Raw genomic sequence first — 19,217 nt, 5'->3', positions numbered from 1 at the left:
AAATATTATAAAAAGGCATATAAATGATACCATTTTATGCCCTAAATAAGTTTATTAAAGTGTATAGGAGCCGATGTAATAATAATTACCTGCGTCCTTTAAATCGATTGTCCACTTTTTGTTTATGCCAATTGTCTTTAGCATTTCTTCCATATAGAATAAAATTACGCCCATGTCGATTAGCGATCTATTGTCTTCCTCGGATTTTACCATGTAAGCTTCTACTTTTGTGCCCTTTAATACAAATCTCCATGGTTGAAAATTTTTGTGGCTTGGTGCATATCTTACTGATGAAAATACATCAAATACGCCATAGTTTTCTAATGTTTCAATGGAAATTGGCTGTCCAATCTTTTCAGAAAAAACTATTTCTTCTACATTAAGTCTTGAACTTGTTACTTCTGGGTCGAATAATTTTTTCTTTTGTCCATAGCCAATTGCTATTAAGTAATCTATTCCAGTTCCATTTTCTCCAAAGATAGATTTTTTTGTATCGACGTCAACATTATCAACTGTTATCCAACAAGTATCAATGGCCAAGTTGACAATTTTTGTATTTAATTTTTCAAGACAGTAGCCGCCCTTTAATAAGTTAAGTGGTTTTTTAGCATCAATATCTAGTGCGATGTAATGTGGAGCTTCTATCATGACTCCTGCATATCCTGCCTTGCCTTTTAGTCCTTCTGCCACAATTTTTCCGTTTTCATAAAGAGAAAAACTTATGCCGCTTTCTTCAGTCTTCATTTCGTTCATAAGTAATTTTATATTTTCCAAGGCGTCTCTTGGAACTGTGTCATTTTTAAAATTTCTGACAGACTTTCTCTTTTGCAAGAAATTTGTCATTAACATAGTAATACCCCCTAAACCTGTTATATATAAATTATATCACAATGGCATAGTTAAAAAAATAGATTTAAAATATTTAAGAAATAGTTTACACTAGAATAGGAGGGATAATGTGAAATTAACATCTAGTCAATTAATAGCTGTGGAACACTTTAAGGGACCGGCAATAGTCCTTGCTGTACCTGGAGCAGGAAAGACAACTATGATTTTACATAGAATTAAAAGATTAATAGATAGAGGTGTGGATCCAAAGAATATTCTCACGATAACTTTTTCCAAGGCACAAGCTATTGATATAAAGATGCGCTATAATGCAATGTTTGGCGGAGAAAATGTTTTGTTTTCTACTATTCACGCTTTTTGTTATTCCATTGTTCGAGATTATTCAAGAAAATCTGGAAAGTCTCTTAGTTTAATTGATTCTAATTTGAAGAAAAAGTATGAAATTTTAAGAGATATTTATAGAGATGTTAATAAAACTTATCCCACTGAAGAGCGAATTGAAACTGCAATTTCTGAAGTTGGCTATTGCAAAAATATGATGCTTTCGCCAAATTCTTTTGCAAAGTTAAAGAGATGCGATACAGATAATTTTGTAAAGTTTTATGAAACTTATGAAAAATATAAAAAAGATAAGAATTTAATAGATTTTGACGATATGATTAATCTTTCCTATGAAATTTTAAAAAGTGATGCATCAATTAGAAAGAAATATAGAGATAGATTTAAATTTATTCAACTTGACGAAGGTCAGGATACAAGTAGAAGTCAATTTCAAGTTTTAAAATTACTGGCAAAACCTGACAATAATTTATTTGTAGTTGCAGACGATGATCAATCCATTTACGGTTTTAGAGGTGCAAACACTGAAGAACTTTTTAATCTTCAAAAAGAATATGATGACATTGCGACTTTTTATATGGAGGAAAATTTTCGTTCAACAAAAAATATTGTAAATATTGCAAATATTTTTATTACACAAAATGAAAAAAGATTTGATAAAACAGTTTTTACTTCAAATCCCTTTGCCAAGCCTGTTAATATTATTAAGGTAAAGGAGCCTAAGGATCAATATGAGTTTATTGAAAGGGAACTTCAAAAGGGTGTAGGAGATATTGCAGTTTTATACAGAAATAATCTTTCTAGCATTGGTCTTGTAGAGTATTTTGAGAGAAGGGATTATGATTTTAATATAAAGGACAAAAAGACAAAGTTCTTCTCACATTTTATTACTAAAGATATTTTAGACATTTTAAATTTTTCTAGAGATTTATCAGACATTGACTTATATGAAAAATTTTATTTTAAATTAGATGGTTACATTTCTAAGAAACATATTGAATATTTAAAGAGAAATAGAGGTAAAAATATTTTCAATATTTTAAAGGACTATCCGGGACTGCCAAGTTTTTATCACAAAAATATAAATAAATTATTAGTTGGATTTAGAAAAATTGCGAGAAGTGATGTTTACGAGGCGATAAATTATATTGATAGGGAAATGGGTTATGGCAATTATTTAAAGGAAAATACCAAACGATTTATGGAGACAGAGGCAAGTTTAAACGAGTACCTTTACTATTTAAAGTTAATAGCTAAAAGTACAAAGACGCTGGATCTTTTTATTGGTAGACTAAAGGAGTTAGAATACGATCTTTTAAAATCGAGAAATGACAATGCAAAATTAACTTTTTCTACTATTCATTCTGCCAAAGGTCTTGAATTTTCTCGAGTTTTTGTTGTAGACTTATATGAGGGTACATTGCCATCTACTGCGAGTATTGACACAATAGGAGAAGATGAAGAACTCTTTTGTGAAGAAAGGAGACTATTTTATGTAGCTATGACTAGGGCAAAGAAGGAACTATACTTAATGTACTCGCATTACACAAATGGAAGAAAAAATGAAATTTCTTCTTTTGTAACAGACTTAGAAACTTTAGCAGGTGAAAAAAATGGAATTATTTGAAGAGATAAAAAAAATAATTTGTATAAAAGATGAAATGCTCATAAATAGTCTCTTTGACGAGTATCATCCTGTTGATATTGCTTTAGAGGCAAGTGAATTAGAAGACAGTGAACTAAAAATTTTTGTGCATTTAATTAATCATGAGAACATGGCTAGTCTTCTTGAGTCATCAGAAGAAGATTTTAGTGCAAAGATTATGGCTTTTTTTACAGATGATGAGTTAATAGATATTTTTACACATATGGAAACTTCAATAGTTGCCGACCTTTTGGGAGTGCTTTCAACTGTAAGGAGAAAGAAAATTTTATCGTCAATAAAGAGTGCAGATAAAGTTACATTAAAGATGATTTTATCCTTTGATGAAGAATCTGCAGGTGGTATTATGACCACAAATTTTATTGCACTGCGTGAAAATTTAACTGCGGTAGAGGCTGTAAAGAAAATTATTTCAATTTCGCCAAAGACAGAAATTATTGACAAAATTTTTGTTACAGATAATTATCACAGACTAAAGGGAATTGTTACTATGCGAGATCTTTTAGTCTCCCATTCAGATACTTTATTAAGAGATTTATTGGAAGAAGTTGACTTCTATGTATATGGTACAGATGATCAAGAGGTTGCAGCAAATTTATTTAGCAAGTACGAGCTTGACATCCTTCCAGTAGTAAATAGCAATATGGCAATACTTGGCGTTATAACATCTGAAGACATTATAGCCATCATTGACCAAGAGCATAACGAAGATATGTTACAGATGCACGGTGTTAATGCAGATGAAGAATATGATTCCACTCTTTTTGAATCCTTTAAGTCGAGAATTCCATGGCTTATTGTCAATTTAATTACTGCTTTTTTGGCATCATCTGTCGTAAAAGGATTTGAATCAACAATTTCACAAGTTGTAGTATTATCAGCAGCTATGCCAATAGTAACTGGTATGGGTGGAAATGCTGGCTCTCAAACTCTATCAATTATAATTACATCTCTTGCAAGGGGAGAATTGTCACTAAAAGAAGATTATAAATTAATATTTAAAGAAATATTTTTGGGACTCTTTGAAGGTGCTATTATAGGAATTTTGGCAGCTGCAGTGTTTGTATTTTGGCATCACAATATTTATTTAGGATTTATTTTATTTTTCGCTATGATTTTAAATATGATAATTGCTTGTTCTATGGGATTTTTAATTCCACTAATTTTAGACAAAATAAAAATTGATCCAGCAATTGCATCATCTATTTTTCTTACAACTTTTACAGATACCTGTGGATTTTTTATTTTCTTAGGTCTAGCAACAATATTCTTGCCACTTTTAATATAAAAAATAAAGGCCACTTTTTACAAAGAATTTTTCTAAGTAAATGTGGTCTTTTTAACTTAAAGTATTATTTTCTTAAAAAATATAAAGAGTAGCAATGTTTTTGCTTTAGCAGGTATTATAAAGATATTATTCAATTTGCGCCTTGTAAAACTTTAGGAAATCCATAAAAAAATCTTTTATAAATTTCATAAATCTTTCATTTTTTTCAAAATAAATATCTCACAAAATTTTTTCATAGGCAAATCTTTCACTTGTTCCGCCAAGGTATACCAATCCAACATATTTATATTCAAGAGAAGTTAAAAGATTTTGCATAGATTTATTTTCCCTATGTGTATCAATGCGCACTGATTTAAAATTATTTTCCTTTGCAAAATGTTCTGAAAACTCAATAATTTTTTTGCCATAACCCTTTTTTCTTGCATCTGCAAGAGTAGCTATTCTGTGGAGTGCTACATAGGGTTTTGGACTTTTCCAAGTGGCTTTTAAATTTTTTTCGTAATCTATGTCATAATCGTAAATTATAACTGTGGAAACAACTTTTCCACAATCTTCTAGAACGTAAATAATTTTATTTTTATCAAGATCAGGAAATTCATTTAGATTTGGTTTTTCATTTCCTTGCCACTGATTTATGCCAAGAGACTTTAATTTTTCTGAACCGTCATTGTAAATTTTTTCAATTTCTTTTTTATCTAATTCCTTTGCAAGTCTAAATTCCATGTTTCCTCCAAAATAACGGGTACTTTTTCTGAAATTTCTATTGAATTTCTTGTTACAATTGAGTCATAAGCTAGGATTTTTACTCCAGAGTTTCTTGCTTTTAATAGACCCATTGAAAAATTCCTATCTGTAACGTAATTTGGCGTAAAAAATTTTACATCTTTCATTTGAATAACAAATAAAAGATAAGTTAAATATTTTTCGCTAGAACTAATAAGTCCATTGATATGTTTTAATCCTCTTTTTGTGGGAGCATCGGGAAAGGCAACAATTCCATTATTTTCTAAAGTAACCCCCTTAACTTCTAAAAGAGCCTTTTTATTTTCTCCTTCTAAATAAAAATCGAATCGAGAGTCCCCGTGAGTGTATTCCCGCTTTATTATGTCGTATTTAAAACCAAGATCAATTTTATTTTTATTAAATGCTTCGTAGACAATTTCATTGGGAGCTTGTGAGTCAATATTTATAATTTTATCGCCCTTTATTACAGCTACAAGCGTGTAAGAAGTTTTTCTATTGGGATTGTCATTGTAAGTTAAAAAAACTGTTGTACCTTCTTTTAGAAGTTCCTTACATCTGCCAGTATTGGGAACATAAACTGTCAAAAGCTTAAAACCCTTTTTGCAAATCGCTATAAATCTATTTTTTCTATATAAAAACTCTGCTTTCAAAACACTGTTGTATTTCATAATTCACCCCAAAATATTATACAGTGAACTTTAAATTATGTAAAACTTGTTGTATTATATTGAAAAGGAGTGAGAAAATGGACGTATTAGTAGTAATAGATATGCAAAATGATTTTATAAGCGGTTCGCTAAAGGGAAAAGACACAGAAAAACTTTTGGATAGAGCTGTGGACAAGGTAAATGAATTTAATGGAAAAGTAATTTATACATTGGATACACATTATGAAAATTATCTTGAGACTAATGAGGGAAGAAATCTGCCAATAGAACACTGCATAAAGGGTACTTGGGGTCATGAAATTGCAGAAAAACTAAGGAAAACAAAAAATTTTAAGGAAGCAAAAAAGTTTGAAAAAAATACTTTTGCATCAGTTGAACTTGGAGAATATTTAAAACAATTAGATTGTGAAGAGGGAATAGACAATATTTATTTCTTGGGACTTGTCGCAGATATTTGCGTAGTTTCAAATATTTTACTTGTAAAAGGATTTTTGCCAGAAAAAAATATTTATCTTTACAAAGATTTGACCGAAGGGCTTACAGATGAAAAGAAAAAATCGGCAATAGATGTATTGGAGTCTTGCCACATTAAAATGGCTTAAAAACAGCTTAATAATATTTTTACATATTTCTGTATAATGTTAGGGAAGTAGTGTTATTATAAGGAAGACTACAATTTTTGGCAGAAAAAAAGATAAAGGGATTTTGAATAAAATTAAAAAAATGCAAAAAAAAGTACCAACAAAATTGGTACTTTTTGTGGTGCCCAAAGCCGGAATCGAACCAGCGACACGAGGATTTTCAGTCCTCTGCTCTACCGACTGAGCTATCTGGGCAAGTAAATGGTGGGCCTTCAGGGACTTGAACCCGGGACCTACCGGTTATGAGCCGGGCGCTCTAACCAACTGAGCTAAAGGCCCTCACCATTGGCGGAGAAAGAGGGATTTGAACCCTCGCGACCCTAATCGGGACCTACTCCCTTAGCAGGGGAGCCTCTTCAGCCACTTGAGTATTTCTCCAAATTGAAGCTCACTCTTTAGCAACTTACTTTATCTATTCTAACGGACTAGTTGATTTTTGTCAACTATTTTTTACAATAAATTTAAAAAGTTTTTATAGGCTTCCTTTGCTAAATTATTATCTCATAAATTAATAAAAAAATAAAGTAAATAAGGTATTGACATAAATTATAATTATCGTATAATGAATGTATGAACAAATATCGAATAATAATTTATATAGAGGGAGAATTATGAGCAAATATATATTTCATTTAAAGGGCCTTACTTGCGCAAATTGTGCAGGGAAAATCGAAGATAAACTTAAAAAAATGCCAGATATGGATAATCTTAATTATGATTTTTTAAATGATGAACTTGTTTTTTATTCAGAAAAAGATCCTTTTGATTTAAAAATTAAAATTCAAGATGTAGTTGACTCCATAGAAGATGGCGTAACTGTTACTGAAGATTTATGTGAAGAAATTGAAGAAGAGGGAGAGAAGTTTCCTATTTACAAATGTATTATCGTTTTTGCAGGATTAATAATATTACATTACTTAAAACTTAATGAAAAAGTCAATTTTATAGCTTATATTATTTTGTATGCAATAATAGGTTATGATGTTGTTAAGGCTTCGGTTTCTAAAATCTCAACGGGTAATTTTATGGATGAAAAATTTCTAATGACTATTGCGTCTATTGCAGCCATAATTTCCGGTGAATATGCAGAAGCTGTTGCCGTAATGTTATTTTACACTGTTGGAGAAATTATCCAAGACAAAGCAGTGGACAGCTCCAAAAATTCTATTAAAGAAGCTCTAAAATTAAAACCCGAGTTTGCAAATGTAAAAAAAGCTGGAGAAATTGTAAAAGTTGATCCAACTGAAGTTTCTGTTGGAGAAGTCGTTGTAATTATGCCTGGAGAAAAAGTTCCACTAGATGGAAAAATAATCAAAGGAGCTTCAAATGTTGACACTTCAAATATTTCTGGAGAATTTGCACCAATTTCTCTAGGAGTTGGCGATGAAATCACTTCTGGTTTTGTAAACTTAGATTCATCTTTAGAAGTGGAAGTTACAAAGGAATATAAAGAGGGAACTATTGCAAAAATTATTGACATGGTTAAAAATGCAAGCACAAACAAGGCAAAAGTTGAAAAATTTATTACAAGATTTGCAAAAATTTACACTCCAATAGTTATTGGACTTGCAGTTTTACTTTTCCTAGTTTTAAACTTTGCAAGTGATCTTTCTTTTAAAGAATCAATTTATAGGGCTGCAATATTTTTAGTAATTTCTTGTCCTTGTGCTCTCGCAATTTCTGTTCCACTTACTATTTTTGCGGGAATTGGTTCATTATCAAGAAAATCAATTTTTGTTAAGGGTGGAAATTCTATTGAAGCTTTGACAGATATAGAAGGAGTTGCCTTTGATAAAACGGGAACTGTTACTAAGGGCGAATTTACAGTTGCTGAAGTTGAAGAAATAAAGGCATCAAGAGATGAGATTTTAGAAATTGCATCAATTGGTGAAATGTATTCAACTCACCCAATTGGAAAGGCGATAGTTAAAAGTTTTAAAAGCAAACAAATTCCTGAGCATTTAAACAATATTGGCGGAAAGGGAATTGAGTTTGAACTAAAGGGTAAAATTTATCTCGTTGGAAATAAAAAGTTAATGGAAGACTATAATTTAAAATTTAATAATAAATCTGATTCAAATTATGTGGATGTATATGTGGCAGATAAAAATGAAATTTTGGGAATTATTAAGTTAAAGGACGAGATAAAAGAGGGTGTTAAAGAAAGCATAAATAAACTTCATAATAGAGGCGTAAAGACTTATATGTTTTCTGGAGACAAAGAGAATGTTGTAAAGAAAATTGCAAATGAAGTTGGAATAGATTATTACAGAGGCTCACTTCTTCCCGATGATAAGGTTAGAGAGATAAGGAAAATCGAAAAGGATACAAAAATTGCTTTTGTCGGTGACGGAACTAATGACGCACCTTCACTTGCAAGTGCATATCTTGGCATTAGCATGGGAAGTGGATCTGATATCGCAATTGAAACTTCAGATATAGTTTTATTAAAAAATGACATCTCATCTGTTGTAAGAGCAATTGACATTGCAAAAAAAGTAAAAAGTATTGCCTACCAAAATATTTTTATAGCCTTATTTTTAAAGGTTGTTGTGCTAGTCTTTGGTGCAATGGGATTTGTATCCATGCCTCTTGCAGTTTTCGCTGATGTTGGAGTTGCACTTATTTGCATAATAAATGCTTTAAGAGTTTTTAGAGGAGAATAAAACATAGTAAAACGCTATGGATTATTAGTTTTAATAAATAGTTAGAAAAATTAAAAATTATTTTTAAAATATTTTTCATTAAAATAAATGCCAATAAAGCCCAAAAATTAGAGATTTTTTATAAAATTTTATTAAATAATAAAAGTTATATCATAAAAAAACAACAATAATGATTGAAAAATTAAAACTATTATGTTAATATTATGTCAGAACATTATGAATATATAAATTCATGAATTTTGGTATAATTTTATGGAGGTAAATAAAATGGCATATGTAATTAACGATTCTTGTATCGCTTGTGGTGCATGTCAATCAGAATGTCCAGTTGGATGTATTTCTGAAGGAGATATTTACACAATTGATGAAGCTCAATGTATCGATTGTGGTAGCTGTGCAGCTGTTTGCCCAGTTGGTGCTCCAAATCCTGAAGACTAATAGTTTAAAGGAAAGATAGGTTTAAGCCTATCTTTTTTTATTGCAAAAATTTAAAAAATTCTCATATAAATAATTCACAATAAAATCACAAATTAGGTTATAATAGAAGATAGCAAATGTTAAGAAATGTTTAATATTTTTACAATAAAAATCAAATTTTTATGCAGATGCATACTGAAATTTGTTTTGCAAAGTGTGATAATTATTTTTCATTAAATCATTATAGTAAAAATTTTAAATTAAAATAAATTATACTTAAGTGGCTTTTTGTGAAAGGAGAATTAGGAATGCTAATTCACATGGGATTAGATGTTGGTTCTACAACGGTAAAACTTGTAATATTAGATGAAAAACTAAATATTTTATATAAGACATACAGGAGACATTTTTCAGATGTTAGAAAAACTGTTAAAGATGTAATAAATGAAGTTTATAAAGATTTTAAATATGAAACAGTTACTGTAAATGTTACTGGAAGTGGCGGACTTTCTGTTCACAAATTTTTGGACATAGATTTTATTCAAGAAGTAGTGGCTGGCAGGGAAGCAATTTCTTGTTTTATTCCAAAGACAGATGTTGCAATAGAACTTGGAGGAGAAGATTCTAAAATAACTTATTTAAGAGGTTCTGTTGAACAGAGAATGAATAGTATATGTGCTGGAGGAACAGGCGCTTTTATCGACCAAATGGCATCACTTCTTCAAACAGACGCTTCAGGCCTTAATGAGCTTGCAAGGGATTATAAAAAATTATATCCAATCGCATCTCGTTGTGGAGTTTTTGCAAAAACAGATGTGCAAGCCTTAATTAATCAAGGTGCTAGTAAATCTGACATTGCAATTTCAGTTTTTCAATCTGTAGTAAATCAAACTATATCAAATCTAGCTTGTGGAAGACCTATTAGGGGTAATGTTGCTTTCTTAGGTGGACCACTTCACTTTTTGCCAATGCTTAAAGAAAGATTTGTTGAGACTCTTAATTTAACTGAAGATGAAATAATTTCTCCTGAAAATTCACAAATTTTCGTTGCACTTGGAGCAGCTATTTCAAGTTTTGATTCAAAGCCAATTTCATTTGTTGAACTTTTTAATAGAGTAAATAATAATGACAACATAAATATTAAGGAAAGTGATGTAATGCCACCGCTTTTCAATAGTGAAGAAGAGGTTATTGCTTTTCGTGAAAAACATAAGACAAAATCCCTTAAAAAAATTGATTTAAAAAGTTACGAAGGTCCAATTTATTTGGGAATTGATTCAGGTTCAACTACCTCAAAACTTGTGGCATTATCTGATAATAATGAATTGCTTTATACTTTTTACGGCTCTAATAAGGGAAATCCTCTTGACATTGCAATTGAAAATTTGAAAGAGATTTATAAAGAGAAAAATGAAAAAGCATATTTTGCTGGTTGCGGTACAACTGGTTATGGCGAAGAATTTTTAAAGGCAGCGCTAAATTTAGATTTTGGAGAAGTTGAAACGATAGCTCACTTTACTGCTGCAAAATATTTTGATCCAAAGGTTGATTTTATTTTAGACATTGGCGGACAAGATATGAAGTCCATGAAAATTAGAGATGGTGTAATTGAATCAATTTTACTAAACGAAGCTTGTTCGGCAGGTTGTGGATCTTTTCTTGAAACTTTTGCACATTCAGTAAATATGAGTGCAGAGGAGTTTGCTAAGGAAGCTACTAAGTCAAGAGAGCCAGTAGATTTAGGTTCACGTTGCACAGTTTTTATGAATTCCAATGTTAAGCAAGCACAAAAAGAGGGCGCTTCAGTTCCCGACATTTCTGCAGGACTTGCCTATTCTGTAATTAGAAATGCAATTCAAAAGGTAATAAAAATTAGAGATCCAAAGGAGTTAGGGGAACATATAGTTGTACAAGGCGGAACTTTTCTATCTGATGCAGTGCTAAGAGCCTTTGAAAATTTAACGGGAGTAGAAGTTACAAGACCTAATATTGCTGGGCTAATGGGCGCTCTTGGAATGGCACTTATATCAAAAGAAAAATCAAAGGGAAAGTCAAATTTAATTTCACAAGAGGAGTTAGAAAAATTTGAGTATAAATCAATTTCTACAAATTGCAGACAATGCACAAATAATTGTGCTCTTTCAGTAAATATATTTCCAAATGGAAAGAGATACATTACGGGAAATAGGTGCGAAAAGGGCGCAGGTCGCATTAGAAATAAAGAAGACGAGCTACCAAATATGTATCGCTATAAATACGAAAGGGTCTTTGATTATAAATCACTTCCTGAAGAGGAAGCTAAACGTGGAGTCGTTGGAATACCTAGAGTTTTAAACATCTATGAAAATTATCCTTTCTGGCATACATTTTTTACAGAATTAGGGTATTCAGTTGTCCTTTCAAGCAAATCTTCTAGAGAAATTTACGAAAAGGGGATTGAAACCATTACAAGCGAAACTGCTTGCTATCCTGCAAAAATTTCTCATGGACATATTGAAGATTTAATAGAAAAGGGAATTAAATTTATATTCTATCCAGCAGTATTTTACGAAGAAAAGCAATTTGAAAATGCTGACAACACATTAAATTGTCCCGTTGTAGCAGGGTATTCTGAAGTTATAAAAAATAATGTGGATGAAATTATTGACGGAAAAGTTAAATTTATGAATCCTTTTATTTCTTTTGACGACAGAAAAAAATTAGAAAATAGACTTGCTAATGTCTTTGATTTCATTCCAAAAGCAGAAGTTAAAAAAGCTGTGCGTGCAGCCTATGATGAACAAGATAGATATAGATTAGATGTCTTAAATGAAGGCAATAGAATTTTAGAAGAAATAAATAAGAAGGGTGAAAGGGCAATAGTTTTGTCAGGTAGACCTTATCACATAGACCCAGAAATAAATCACGGCATACCAGAACTTATCACCAGCCTTGGACTTGCAGTAATTTCTGAAGATGGCATAGCTCGAAATGTTGAAATTGATTCAAGACTTAGAGTGCTAGACCAATGGAATTACCATTCAAGACTTTATAGAGCGGCAAAATTTGTTGGGGAACATGAAAATTTAGAGTTAGTTCAACTTAACTCCTTTGGCTGTGGAATAGATGCAGTTACAACTGACCAAGTTCAACATATTTTAGAGTCTTATAATAAAATTTATACAGTGTTAAAAATAGATGAAGTTTCTAACTTGGGCGCAGTGAAGATTAGGATAAGATCTCTAATTGAAGCGGTAGAAAAGAGAGAATTTGAAAAAATTGATGCAGAACTCGAGGGACTTCTCGACGACAATCCAGTAATGTTTACAAAAGAAATGAAAAAGGATTATACGATATTAATGCCTCAAATGGCGCCACTTCATTTTAGTATATTTGAACCTATTCTAAGACATGAAGGAATAAATATTGAAGTTCTTGAAGACTCAGGACATAAAGTTGTAAACGAGGGATTAAAATATGTAAATAACGACGCTTGCTATCCATCAATTTTTGTAGTTGGACAATTTATAGACGCAGTAAAATCTGGAAAGTATGATACAAATAGATTGGCGCTATTAATGAGTCAAACTGGAGGAGCTTGCAGAGCATCAAATTATGTTGGCTTTATTAGAAAGGCATTAAAGGATGCAGGTTATGGTCGTGTTCCAGTAATTGGTCTTTCTTTCCAACAAATTGAAAAACACTCTGGATTTGAATTTGATAAAAAAACAATGATGAGAATTGGCAAAAAGTTAATTCAAGGAATGCTTTATGCGGATTTAATTATGAGACTTACACAAGCGACAAGACCTTACGAAGTTATAAAAGGGTCTGCTAATATTTTGCGTGACAGATGGATTGAAATAATAAGTTCAGAAAACTTAAATTATAGCAAAAAAACTTTTATCTCTAATGTAAATAAAATGGTTGGAGAATTTAACAGACTTGAAATTACTAATGAGAAAAAACCAAAGGTTGGAATTGTTGGAGAAATTTTAGTAAAATACGACCCAGCTGCCAACAATCATGTTGCAGATCTTCTTGAAAGGGAAGGTGCTGAAGTTGTCATACCAGATTTGACAGACTTTATGATGTATTCCTTTAAGAATGCGAGAGCAAAGGCTGATAAACTTTCTAAGTCAAGATTAACGGCATTTATTTGTGAAATGGGAATTTCTTATATTGAATCTTACAGAAAATATGTTAGACTTGCCCTTGAAAAAACAAGATTTTTAGTTCCAGAAAAAATCGAGGAAATTATTGAATATGCAGAAAGATATGTAGATCTTGGCAATCAATATGGAGAAGGTTGGCTTTTAACTGGGGAAATGGTTGAGTTAATTGAATCAGGCGTTGAAAATATTGTCTGCGTTCAACCTTTTGGATGCCTTCCAAATCACATCACGGGAAAAGGGGTTATAAAGGCAATTAGAAATTCTTACGAAAAAGCTAATATAATTCCAATAGATTATGATGCCTCAGCTTCTGAAGTTAATCAATTTAATAGAATTAAGCTTATGCTTTCACAAGCAAAGAGAAATATGGAACAAGGCGAAGATAAATACAACAGAGGATATTTAAAAAAGGCAGCAATCTTAAAAAATTAATTTTTTCTTTATTCTTGATATAATTAGCAAAATGAAATAAATGTAAACAGAACTGACCTCTAAAAGTTGGATATAAATCCTAACTTTAGGAGGTCAGTTTTTTATGGCAAAAATCAAATAATTTAAAATACTTTAAATTTTAGAGGAAGGGAATTAAACTTACATAATTTAGAAAATGTAGTTTAAAATGCCAATACAATTATAGAAAGATACAAAAAAATACCAAAGCTAGTAAAAACTAACTCTGGTATTAGTCTAATTTTGTTAAAAAAATATTAAATTTTCTTAAAAATATTTTTTAGAGTTTGATCTTGTAACAAATTTTCTGTGCTATCTTGTTTTTTCTTTTCGTCATTGTAGACTTTGATGTCCCCTTGAGCTTTGTAATCTACACCTTTAAGAGCAGATTCAAAGGAGTCTTTAGCTTCCTCAATCTTAACTTGAAAATCCGTTAAATCACTTATAAATTTTTTTGCAGCTTCTTCATTTTTTGCAATAATGGATTCTTTAAGTCCTGGCAAAATTTCAAGAGCTTTTTCACTTGCCTTTAAAGTGTAATCATGTGAAGATTTAAATTTTTCTGGAACATTTAAATTTTTGATTTTATCAACAGTATTTCTAATTTCAGCATCTGCTTTATCATAGGCAGCATATAAATCTGCATCAGAAAGTTTTGACGCATTTTCAAAGAAACTAGATTTTAAATTTGCAAAGGATTTACTTAAATTATTTTGCAATACTTTAATTTCTTTTACATATGCTTCTTCATCAGATGATAAGTTTAGTATTGTAGCTTTTGAAGAGTCGTTGATTATAACTTTGAAGTTCTCATTGTCCCATTTAACTTCAGCTTTTAAATTTTCTGCTACAAATCTTAGTGGAACGAAAGTGCGTTCACTTTTAATAAGAGCAGGTGCATCTAATTCAATTTCTTTTCCCTTAACTTTTGCTTTTTTTGAATTGATTTTTAATTCTATTGAAGTATTGTTTCCATTTATACTTACAAGTCTTTTATCATTGTTCCAATCAACTTTATAGCCTAAAGTTTCTGAAATAAATCTTATAGGAACCATAGTCCTTTCATTTTGTATAAAGGGAGCAACATCAGATTTTATAATTTTTCCATTGTATTCAATTAATGGAGTTTTAGCTGCAAATACATTTGCAGTCAAAAACATTAATAAAATTAGTGAAATTAAAATTGATTTATTTTTTTTCATAATTACCTCAACTTTCATTGTTTAGTATTACTTACTTTTCCAATATTGGAATAAGAGTTTGAATTAAAAACTTTTTCGATATAAATTAAATTACTATCTTTGTCTCCTTGGATTTCTATAAAGGAACCATCTCTTTCAGTTGGAGAAACTTCGCCCTTTTCATCGTCTTTATAGAAAACGATATATTCCATGTTAGGAGAAAGAGTTTTTGGGATACTAACTTCAATTTGCGAAAGATCGCCCTTATAATCTTTTAAGAAAGATGTGTTTGTTCCTTCTGCAGTTGATGTTGAAACTCTAATTCTTGATATGTAATCAGAATTTTTAATTAACTGGTCAACATTCTCCTTGTCAAAGTTTGAAGTAGTTAAATCTTCTTCACTTGCTTCTTTTTCCTTTGCAACTGAAGAAATTTTTGTGTCTCCCGTTTTTTCAACTTTAGAATTTTTTTTGCCACAGCCAACTAAGCTAAGCATTAAAAATAAAGATATTATAACAATAGTTGATTTTTTCATACATACCTCCAATTTAGTTCATTATACCATAAATCAAGGGAATGAGAATTATATAATTTTAAATTATGTACAATATGATATAATAAAAAGGGTGATAGAATGCCAAAAGATGTGCTATTTATTTTAAACAAATTAAATGAAGAAGGCTTTGATGCGTACATTGTAGGTGGTTGTGTTAGAGATAAACTACTGGGAATAGTACCTCACGATTATGATATAACTACATCTGCAAAGCCTGATGAAATAAAAAAAGTGTTTAAGGATTTTAAAACTGTTTTAGTTGGCGAAGAGTTTGGCACAGTTGGCATTATTATTGATAAAACTATTTACGAAGTTACTACTTTTAGAATAGATGGAAAGTATTTGAATTTTAGAAAGCCGGAAAAAGTAACTTTTTCAAAAAATCTAAAGGAAGACTTAAAAAGGCGTGATTTTACAATTAATGCCATGGCAATGGATGCTAATGGAAATCTTTACGACCCCTTTGGAGGAAAAGATGATTTAGATGAAAAAATCATAAGAGCAGTTGGCAGCCCAACAAAAAGAATTAGAGAAGATGCAATAAGAATTATGAGGGCAATTAGGTTTGCAGGAAGGTTTGACTTTTATATTGAGGATGAACTTTTTGATGCAATTTCCTTTGAAAGTAAACTTTTAAAAAAGATTTCTCCCGAGAGAATTTTTGATGAATTTTCAAAAATGATTACCTCAGAAAGACCTTCATATTATCTTCTCCTTATGGAAGAAACTGGTGTGCTAGACGTAATATTCCCAGAGTTAAAAAGAACAGTTGGATTTTCACAATTTAGTCCTTATCACGACAAAACTCTTTTTGACCATTTAATTTGCGTCATGGATGAAGTAAAGCCTGACCTTTCTCTTAGACTTGCAGCACTTTTTCACGACATTTCAAAGGTGGACACATTATCAATTGGCGAAGATGGAAGAGGACACTTTTTTGGACATGAAGTTTTGGGAGCAGATTTAGTTTCTGAAATTTTAAAAAGATATAGAGTTTCCAATAGAGTTATTGATAAAGTTAAAATTTTAATTTTAGACCACATGAAAGTTCACAGCGAAATGACTGACAAGGCACTTAGAAGACAAATTAAAAGAGTGGGAAGGGAAAATGTAATGGACCTTTATGACCTTTTAATTGCCGATTGCAAATGCACGAGAGCAGATCGTGATGCAAGCTTTATTATAAATAGAAAAAATAGGGTAAAAGAATTATTAAATGAAAAAGAAATGAAAACTGAAAAGTTTTTAGAAATAAATGGAAATGATATAAAATTTTTGGGTTTTAGTGAAGGTAAAATAATTGGGAAAATATTAAAGGAACTTGAAAATTTAGTTCTTGACGACCCAGAGAAAAATAATAGAGAGTACTTAATTGAATATATAAATAAAAATTACAGGTGATAAAATGACAAGATTATTTGGAACAGATGGAGTTCGTGGCATTGCCAATCAAAAGTTAACTCCAAAATTATGTTATGATATTGGAAGAGCAGCAGCTTTTGTACTTACTAAAAATAAAAGAGGAAAAGTTTTAGTGGGAAGAGACACAAGACTTTCCGGAGATTTAGTTGAATCTGCACTTATTGCTGGGTTTATGAGCATTGGATTGGATGTAGATGTTGCAGGAGTTATTCCAACTCCAGGAGTTGCATATCTCACTAGAACTGGAGACTATCTATGTGGTGTTTCTATTTCGGCATCACATAATCCCTTTGAATACAATGGAATAAAATTTTTCTCAAGTGAAGGTCTTAAACTTGATGACAGTGTGGAAGATGAAATTGAAGAAAAAGTTCTTTCCACTACAAAAATTTATAAGGATGTTACAGGGGATGAAGTGGGAATAGTAAATAGGTCTTCTGAATTTACACAAAAATATATTGAATATTTAAAAGGTTTAACTAATGAAAGATTTGACGGATTAGAAGTTGCAGTAGATGCAGGAAATGGTGCACAATCACATATTGCAGAAATTGTTTTAAAAGCCTTTGGTGCAAAAGTAAAGATTATTAATAATGAGCCAAATGGAATGAACATAAATGACAATTGTGGTTCAACGAATCCAAAACTTATTGAGGAACTTGTAAAAAAAGAAAAATCAGATATTGGTATGAGTTTTGACGGAGATGCTGACAGAATTATTGCTGTCGACGAACTTGGAAATGTAGTAGATGGCGATCATATCTTGGCAATTGCTGCAACATATTTAAAGGAAAACAACAATCTTAAAAACAACGCAGTAGTTGGAACTATAATGTCAAATATGGGTCTTAAAAAATATCTTGAAAATATTGGAGTTGACTTTATAGAGACAAAGGTTGGAGACAGATATATTCTCGAAAAAATGTTAAAAGATGATTATGTAATTGGTGCTGAACAATCTGGTCATGTTATATTTTTAGATTACAATACAACTGGCGATGGACTTGCAACGGGTATTCATCTTTTAGAAATTATGAAAAAAACAGGGAAAAAATTATCAGAACTAAATGGACTTATGAGAGATTATCCTCAAGTTCTTAAAAACGCAAAGGTTCGCGATGATTTAAAAAATAAATATGAAGAATTTCCTGAAATAACTCAAGCTATTAAGGCTGTGGAAGAAGATTATCACGGAAGTGGAAGAGTTGTCATAAGACCTTCAGGTACAGAGGCACTTGTTCGAGTAATGATTGAAGGCGAGGACAAAGAAAAACTCTTGGAAGATGCTGAAAAATTAGTAAAAATTATTGAAGATAAATTAAACTAGGAGAAAAATATGTACAAAATAATTTCAGACACAAGTTGTGATTTAACAAAAGAAGAAATTAAGGATTTGGGAATCGAATATGTTCCCTTTAAAATTTCTATTGACGGTGTGGAATATGAAGATGATGACAATTTGAATATTCAAGAGTATTTGGATAAAATGGAAAAAACTGAAAATCCAATAAAGACAGCTTGTCCATCTCCCTATGATTATTTAAAAATTATTGAAAAAAATATAGATAAGGATATTTATATTTCTACAATTTCTTCAAAATTATCAGGGTCCTATAATTCTGCGAAAGTGGCAGAACAAGAAGCAAGAGATAAATTTAAGGGAATAAAAATTCATGTAATTGATACAAAATCAGCTTCTGCAGGACACACAAGAATTATTTTAAAGCTTTTAGATTTACTTAAAGATAAAAGTTTTGAGGAGGTTGTACCTGCCATTAACAAAGAAGTTGAAAATGAAGTTACAATGTTTGTCCTCGAAAACATGAAGAATTTGATTAAAAATGGAAGGATAAAAAAGAGTGCAGGACTTATTGCAAATGTGTTAAACATTAGACCAATTATGATTTCTAATGATGGAGAAATTGAATTATTTGAAATAAATCGTGGAATAAAAAAATCCCTAGACAAAATGGTAAAGGCAATAGGAAAAGAATGCAGAGTAAATAATCCAAATCTTGTAACACTTTCTTATGTTAGAAATGAGGAGCGTGCAGAAAAGATAAAGGAAAAAATTGAAGAAATGTACGATGGAGTTAAAGTCCATGTTAGACATACAAATGGTCTTTCTTCTGGATATGCAGACATAGGAGGCATTGTCATAGCTTTTTGAGGTGAATT

14 protein-coding genes and 3 tRNA genes are annotated in these 19,217 nt (G+C 30.8%); 9 read left to right on the top strand and 8 right to left on the bottom strand.

Annotation, left to right across the window (positions count from 1 at the left end):
* Nucleotides 1-54: 54 nt before the first annotated feature.
* Nucleotides 55-849, bottom strand: a complete 795-nt coding sequence (locus ACQRC6_RS06800) for a nitroreductase family protein (protein ID WP_427848291.1) — start codon at nt 847-849, stop codon at nt 55-57.
* A 109-nt stretch (nt 850-958) separates the two neighbouring features.
* On the opposite strand from ACQRC6_RS06800, the gene ACQRC6_RS06795 reads away from it, so the two are divergent.
* Complete coding sequence (locus ACQRC6_RS06795) at nt 959-2,815, top strand: ATP-dependent helicase (RefSeq protein ID WP_427848290.1); 1,857 nt, start codon at nt 959-961, stop codon at nt 2,813-2,815.
* A complete protein-coding gene (gene mgtE / locus ACQRC6_RS06790; RefSeq protein WP_427848289.1) occupies nt 2,802-4,139 on the top strand; it encodes a magnesium transporter in 1,338 nt (445 codons plus the stop codon). Before ACQRC6_RS06795 ends, mgtE begins: the two co-directional genes overlap by 14 nt.
* A 219-nt stretch (nt 4,140-4,358) precedes the next feature.
* On the opposite strand, the gene ACQRC6_RS06785 is transcribed toward mgtE, so the two are convergent.
* Nucleotides 4,359-4,862, bottom strand: a complete 504-nt coding sequence (locus ACQRC6_RS06785) for a GNAT family N-acetyltransferase (RefSeq protein ID WP_427848288.1) — start codon at nt 4,860-4,862, stop codon at nt 4,359-4,361.
* A complete protein-coding gene (gene sfsA, locus ACQRC6_RS06780) occupies nt 4,835-5,551 on the bottom strand; it encodes a DNA/RNA nuclease SfsA (RefSeq protein WP_427848287.1) in 717 nt (238 codons plus the stop codon). Before sfsA ends, ACQRC6_RS06785 begins: the two co-directional genes overlap by 28 nt.
* A gap of 77 nt (nt 5,552-5,628) precedes the next feature.
* Between sfsA and ACQRC6_RS06775 the strand changes: the two genes are divergently transcribed.
* On the top strand, nt 5,629-6,153 hold the full coding sequence (locus ACQRC6_RS06775) for a cysteine hydrolase family protein (RefSeq protein WP_427848286.1): 525 nt from the start codon (nt 5,629-5,631) through the stop codon (nt 6,151-6,153).
* A 158-nt stretch (nt 6,154-6,311) separates the two neighbouring features.
* Here the strand turns inward: ACQRC6_RS06775 and ACQRC6_RS06770 are convergent.
* The 3 genes from ACQRC6_RS06770 to ACQRC6_RS06760 form a co-directional block, all read right to left on the bottom strand.
* Nucleotides 6,312-6,387, bottom strand: a tRNA-Phe gene (locus ACQRC6_RS06770).
* Nucleotides 6,388-6,394: 7 nt separating this feature from the next.
* A tRNA-Ile gene (locus tag ACQRC6_RS06765) sits at nt 6,395-6,471 on the bottom strand.
* Between the two features lie 7 nt (nt 6,472-6,478).
* Nucleotides 6,479-6,570 (bottom strand) — tRNA-Ser (locus ACQRC6_RS06760).
* A 233-nt stretch (nt 6,571-6,803) separates the two neighbouring features.
* Here ACQRC6_RS06760 and ACQRC6_RS06755 point away from each other — a divergent pair.
* The 3 genes from ACQRC6_RS06755 (at nt 6,804) to ACQRC6_RS06745 (ending at nt 13,861) form a co-directional block, all read left to right on the top strand.
* On the top strand, nt 6,804-8,858 hold the full coding sequence (locus tag ACQRC6_RS06755) for a heavy metal translocating P-type ATPase (RefSeq protein ID WP_427848285.1): 2,055 nt from the start codon (nt 6,804-6,806) through the stop codon (nt 8,856-8,858).
* A 267-nt stretch (nt 8,859-9,125) separates the two neighbouring features.
* Nucleotides 9,126-9,296, top strand: coding sequence for a DUF362 domain-containing protein (locus ACQRC6_RS06750; RefSeq protein WP_293558145.1), 171 nt, complete (start codon nt 9,126-9,128; stop codon nt 9,294-9,296).
* Nucleotides 9,297-9,583: 287 nt separating this feature from the next.
* Entirely contained in the window at nt 9,584-13,861 is a 4,278-nt protein-coding gene (locus tag ACQRC6_RS06745; RefSeq protein WP_427848293.1) for an acyl-CoA dehydratase activase-related protein, read from the top strand.
* Between the two features lie 275 nt (nt 13,862-14,136).
* On the opposite strand, the gene ACQRC6_RS06740 is transcribed toward ACQRC6_RS06745, so the two are convergent.
* Entirely contained in the window at nt 14,137-15,081 is a 945-nt protein-coding gene (locus ACQRC6_RS06740; protein ID WP_427848284.1) for a copper amine oxidase N-terminal domain-containing protein, read from the bottom strand.
* Between the two features lie 14 nt (nt 15,082-15,095).
* A complete protein-coding gene (locus ACQRC6_RS06735) occupies nt 15,096-15,596 on the bottom strand; it encodes a hypothetical protein (RefSeq protein WP_427848283.1) in 501 nt (166 codons plus the stop codon).
* Between the two features lie 99 nt (nt 15,597-15,695).
* Here ACQRC6_RS06735 and ACQRC6_RS06730 point away from each other — a divergent pair, with 99 nt between their 5' ends.
* Genes ACQRC6_RS06730 through ACQRC6_RS06720 form a run of 3 tightly spaced genes read left to right on the top strand, consistent with a single transcriptional unit; the run spans nt 15,696 to nt 19,209 of the window.
* Nucleotides 15,696-17,018, top strand: coding sequence for a CCA tRNA nucleotidyltransferase (locus ACQRC6_RS06730; RefSeq protein WP_427848282.1), 1,323 nt, complete (start codon nt 15,696-15,698; stop codon nt 17,016-17,018).
* A 4-nt stretch (nt 17,019-17,022) separates the two neighbouring features.
* A complete protein-coding gene (gene glmM, locus ACQRC6_RS06725) occupies nt 17,023-18,366 on the top strand; it encodes a phosphoglucosamine mutase (protein WP_427848281.1) in 1,344 nt (447 codons plus the stop codon).
* 9 nt (nt 18,367-18,375) lie between these two features.
* Nucleotides 18,376-19,209 carry a DegV family protein gene (locus tag ACQRC6_RS06720; RefSeq protein WP_427848280.1) on the top strand — a complete coding sequence of 278 codons (834 nt, stop codon included), beginning with the start codon at nt 18,376-18,378 and terminating at the stop codon, nt 19,207-19,209.
* Nucleotides 19,210-19,217 lie beyond the last annotated feature (8 nt).

The organism is Peptoniphilus sp. SGI.035, from assembly GCF_050315115.1.
In the GTDB taxonomy this organism is placed as follows: domain Bacteria; phylum Bacillota; class Clostridia; order Tissierellales; family Peptoniphilaceae; genus Peptoniphilus_A.
Note: the sequence above shows the minus strand (reverse complement) of the source record. Positions and strands in the feature narration are given on the sequence as shown.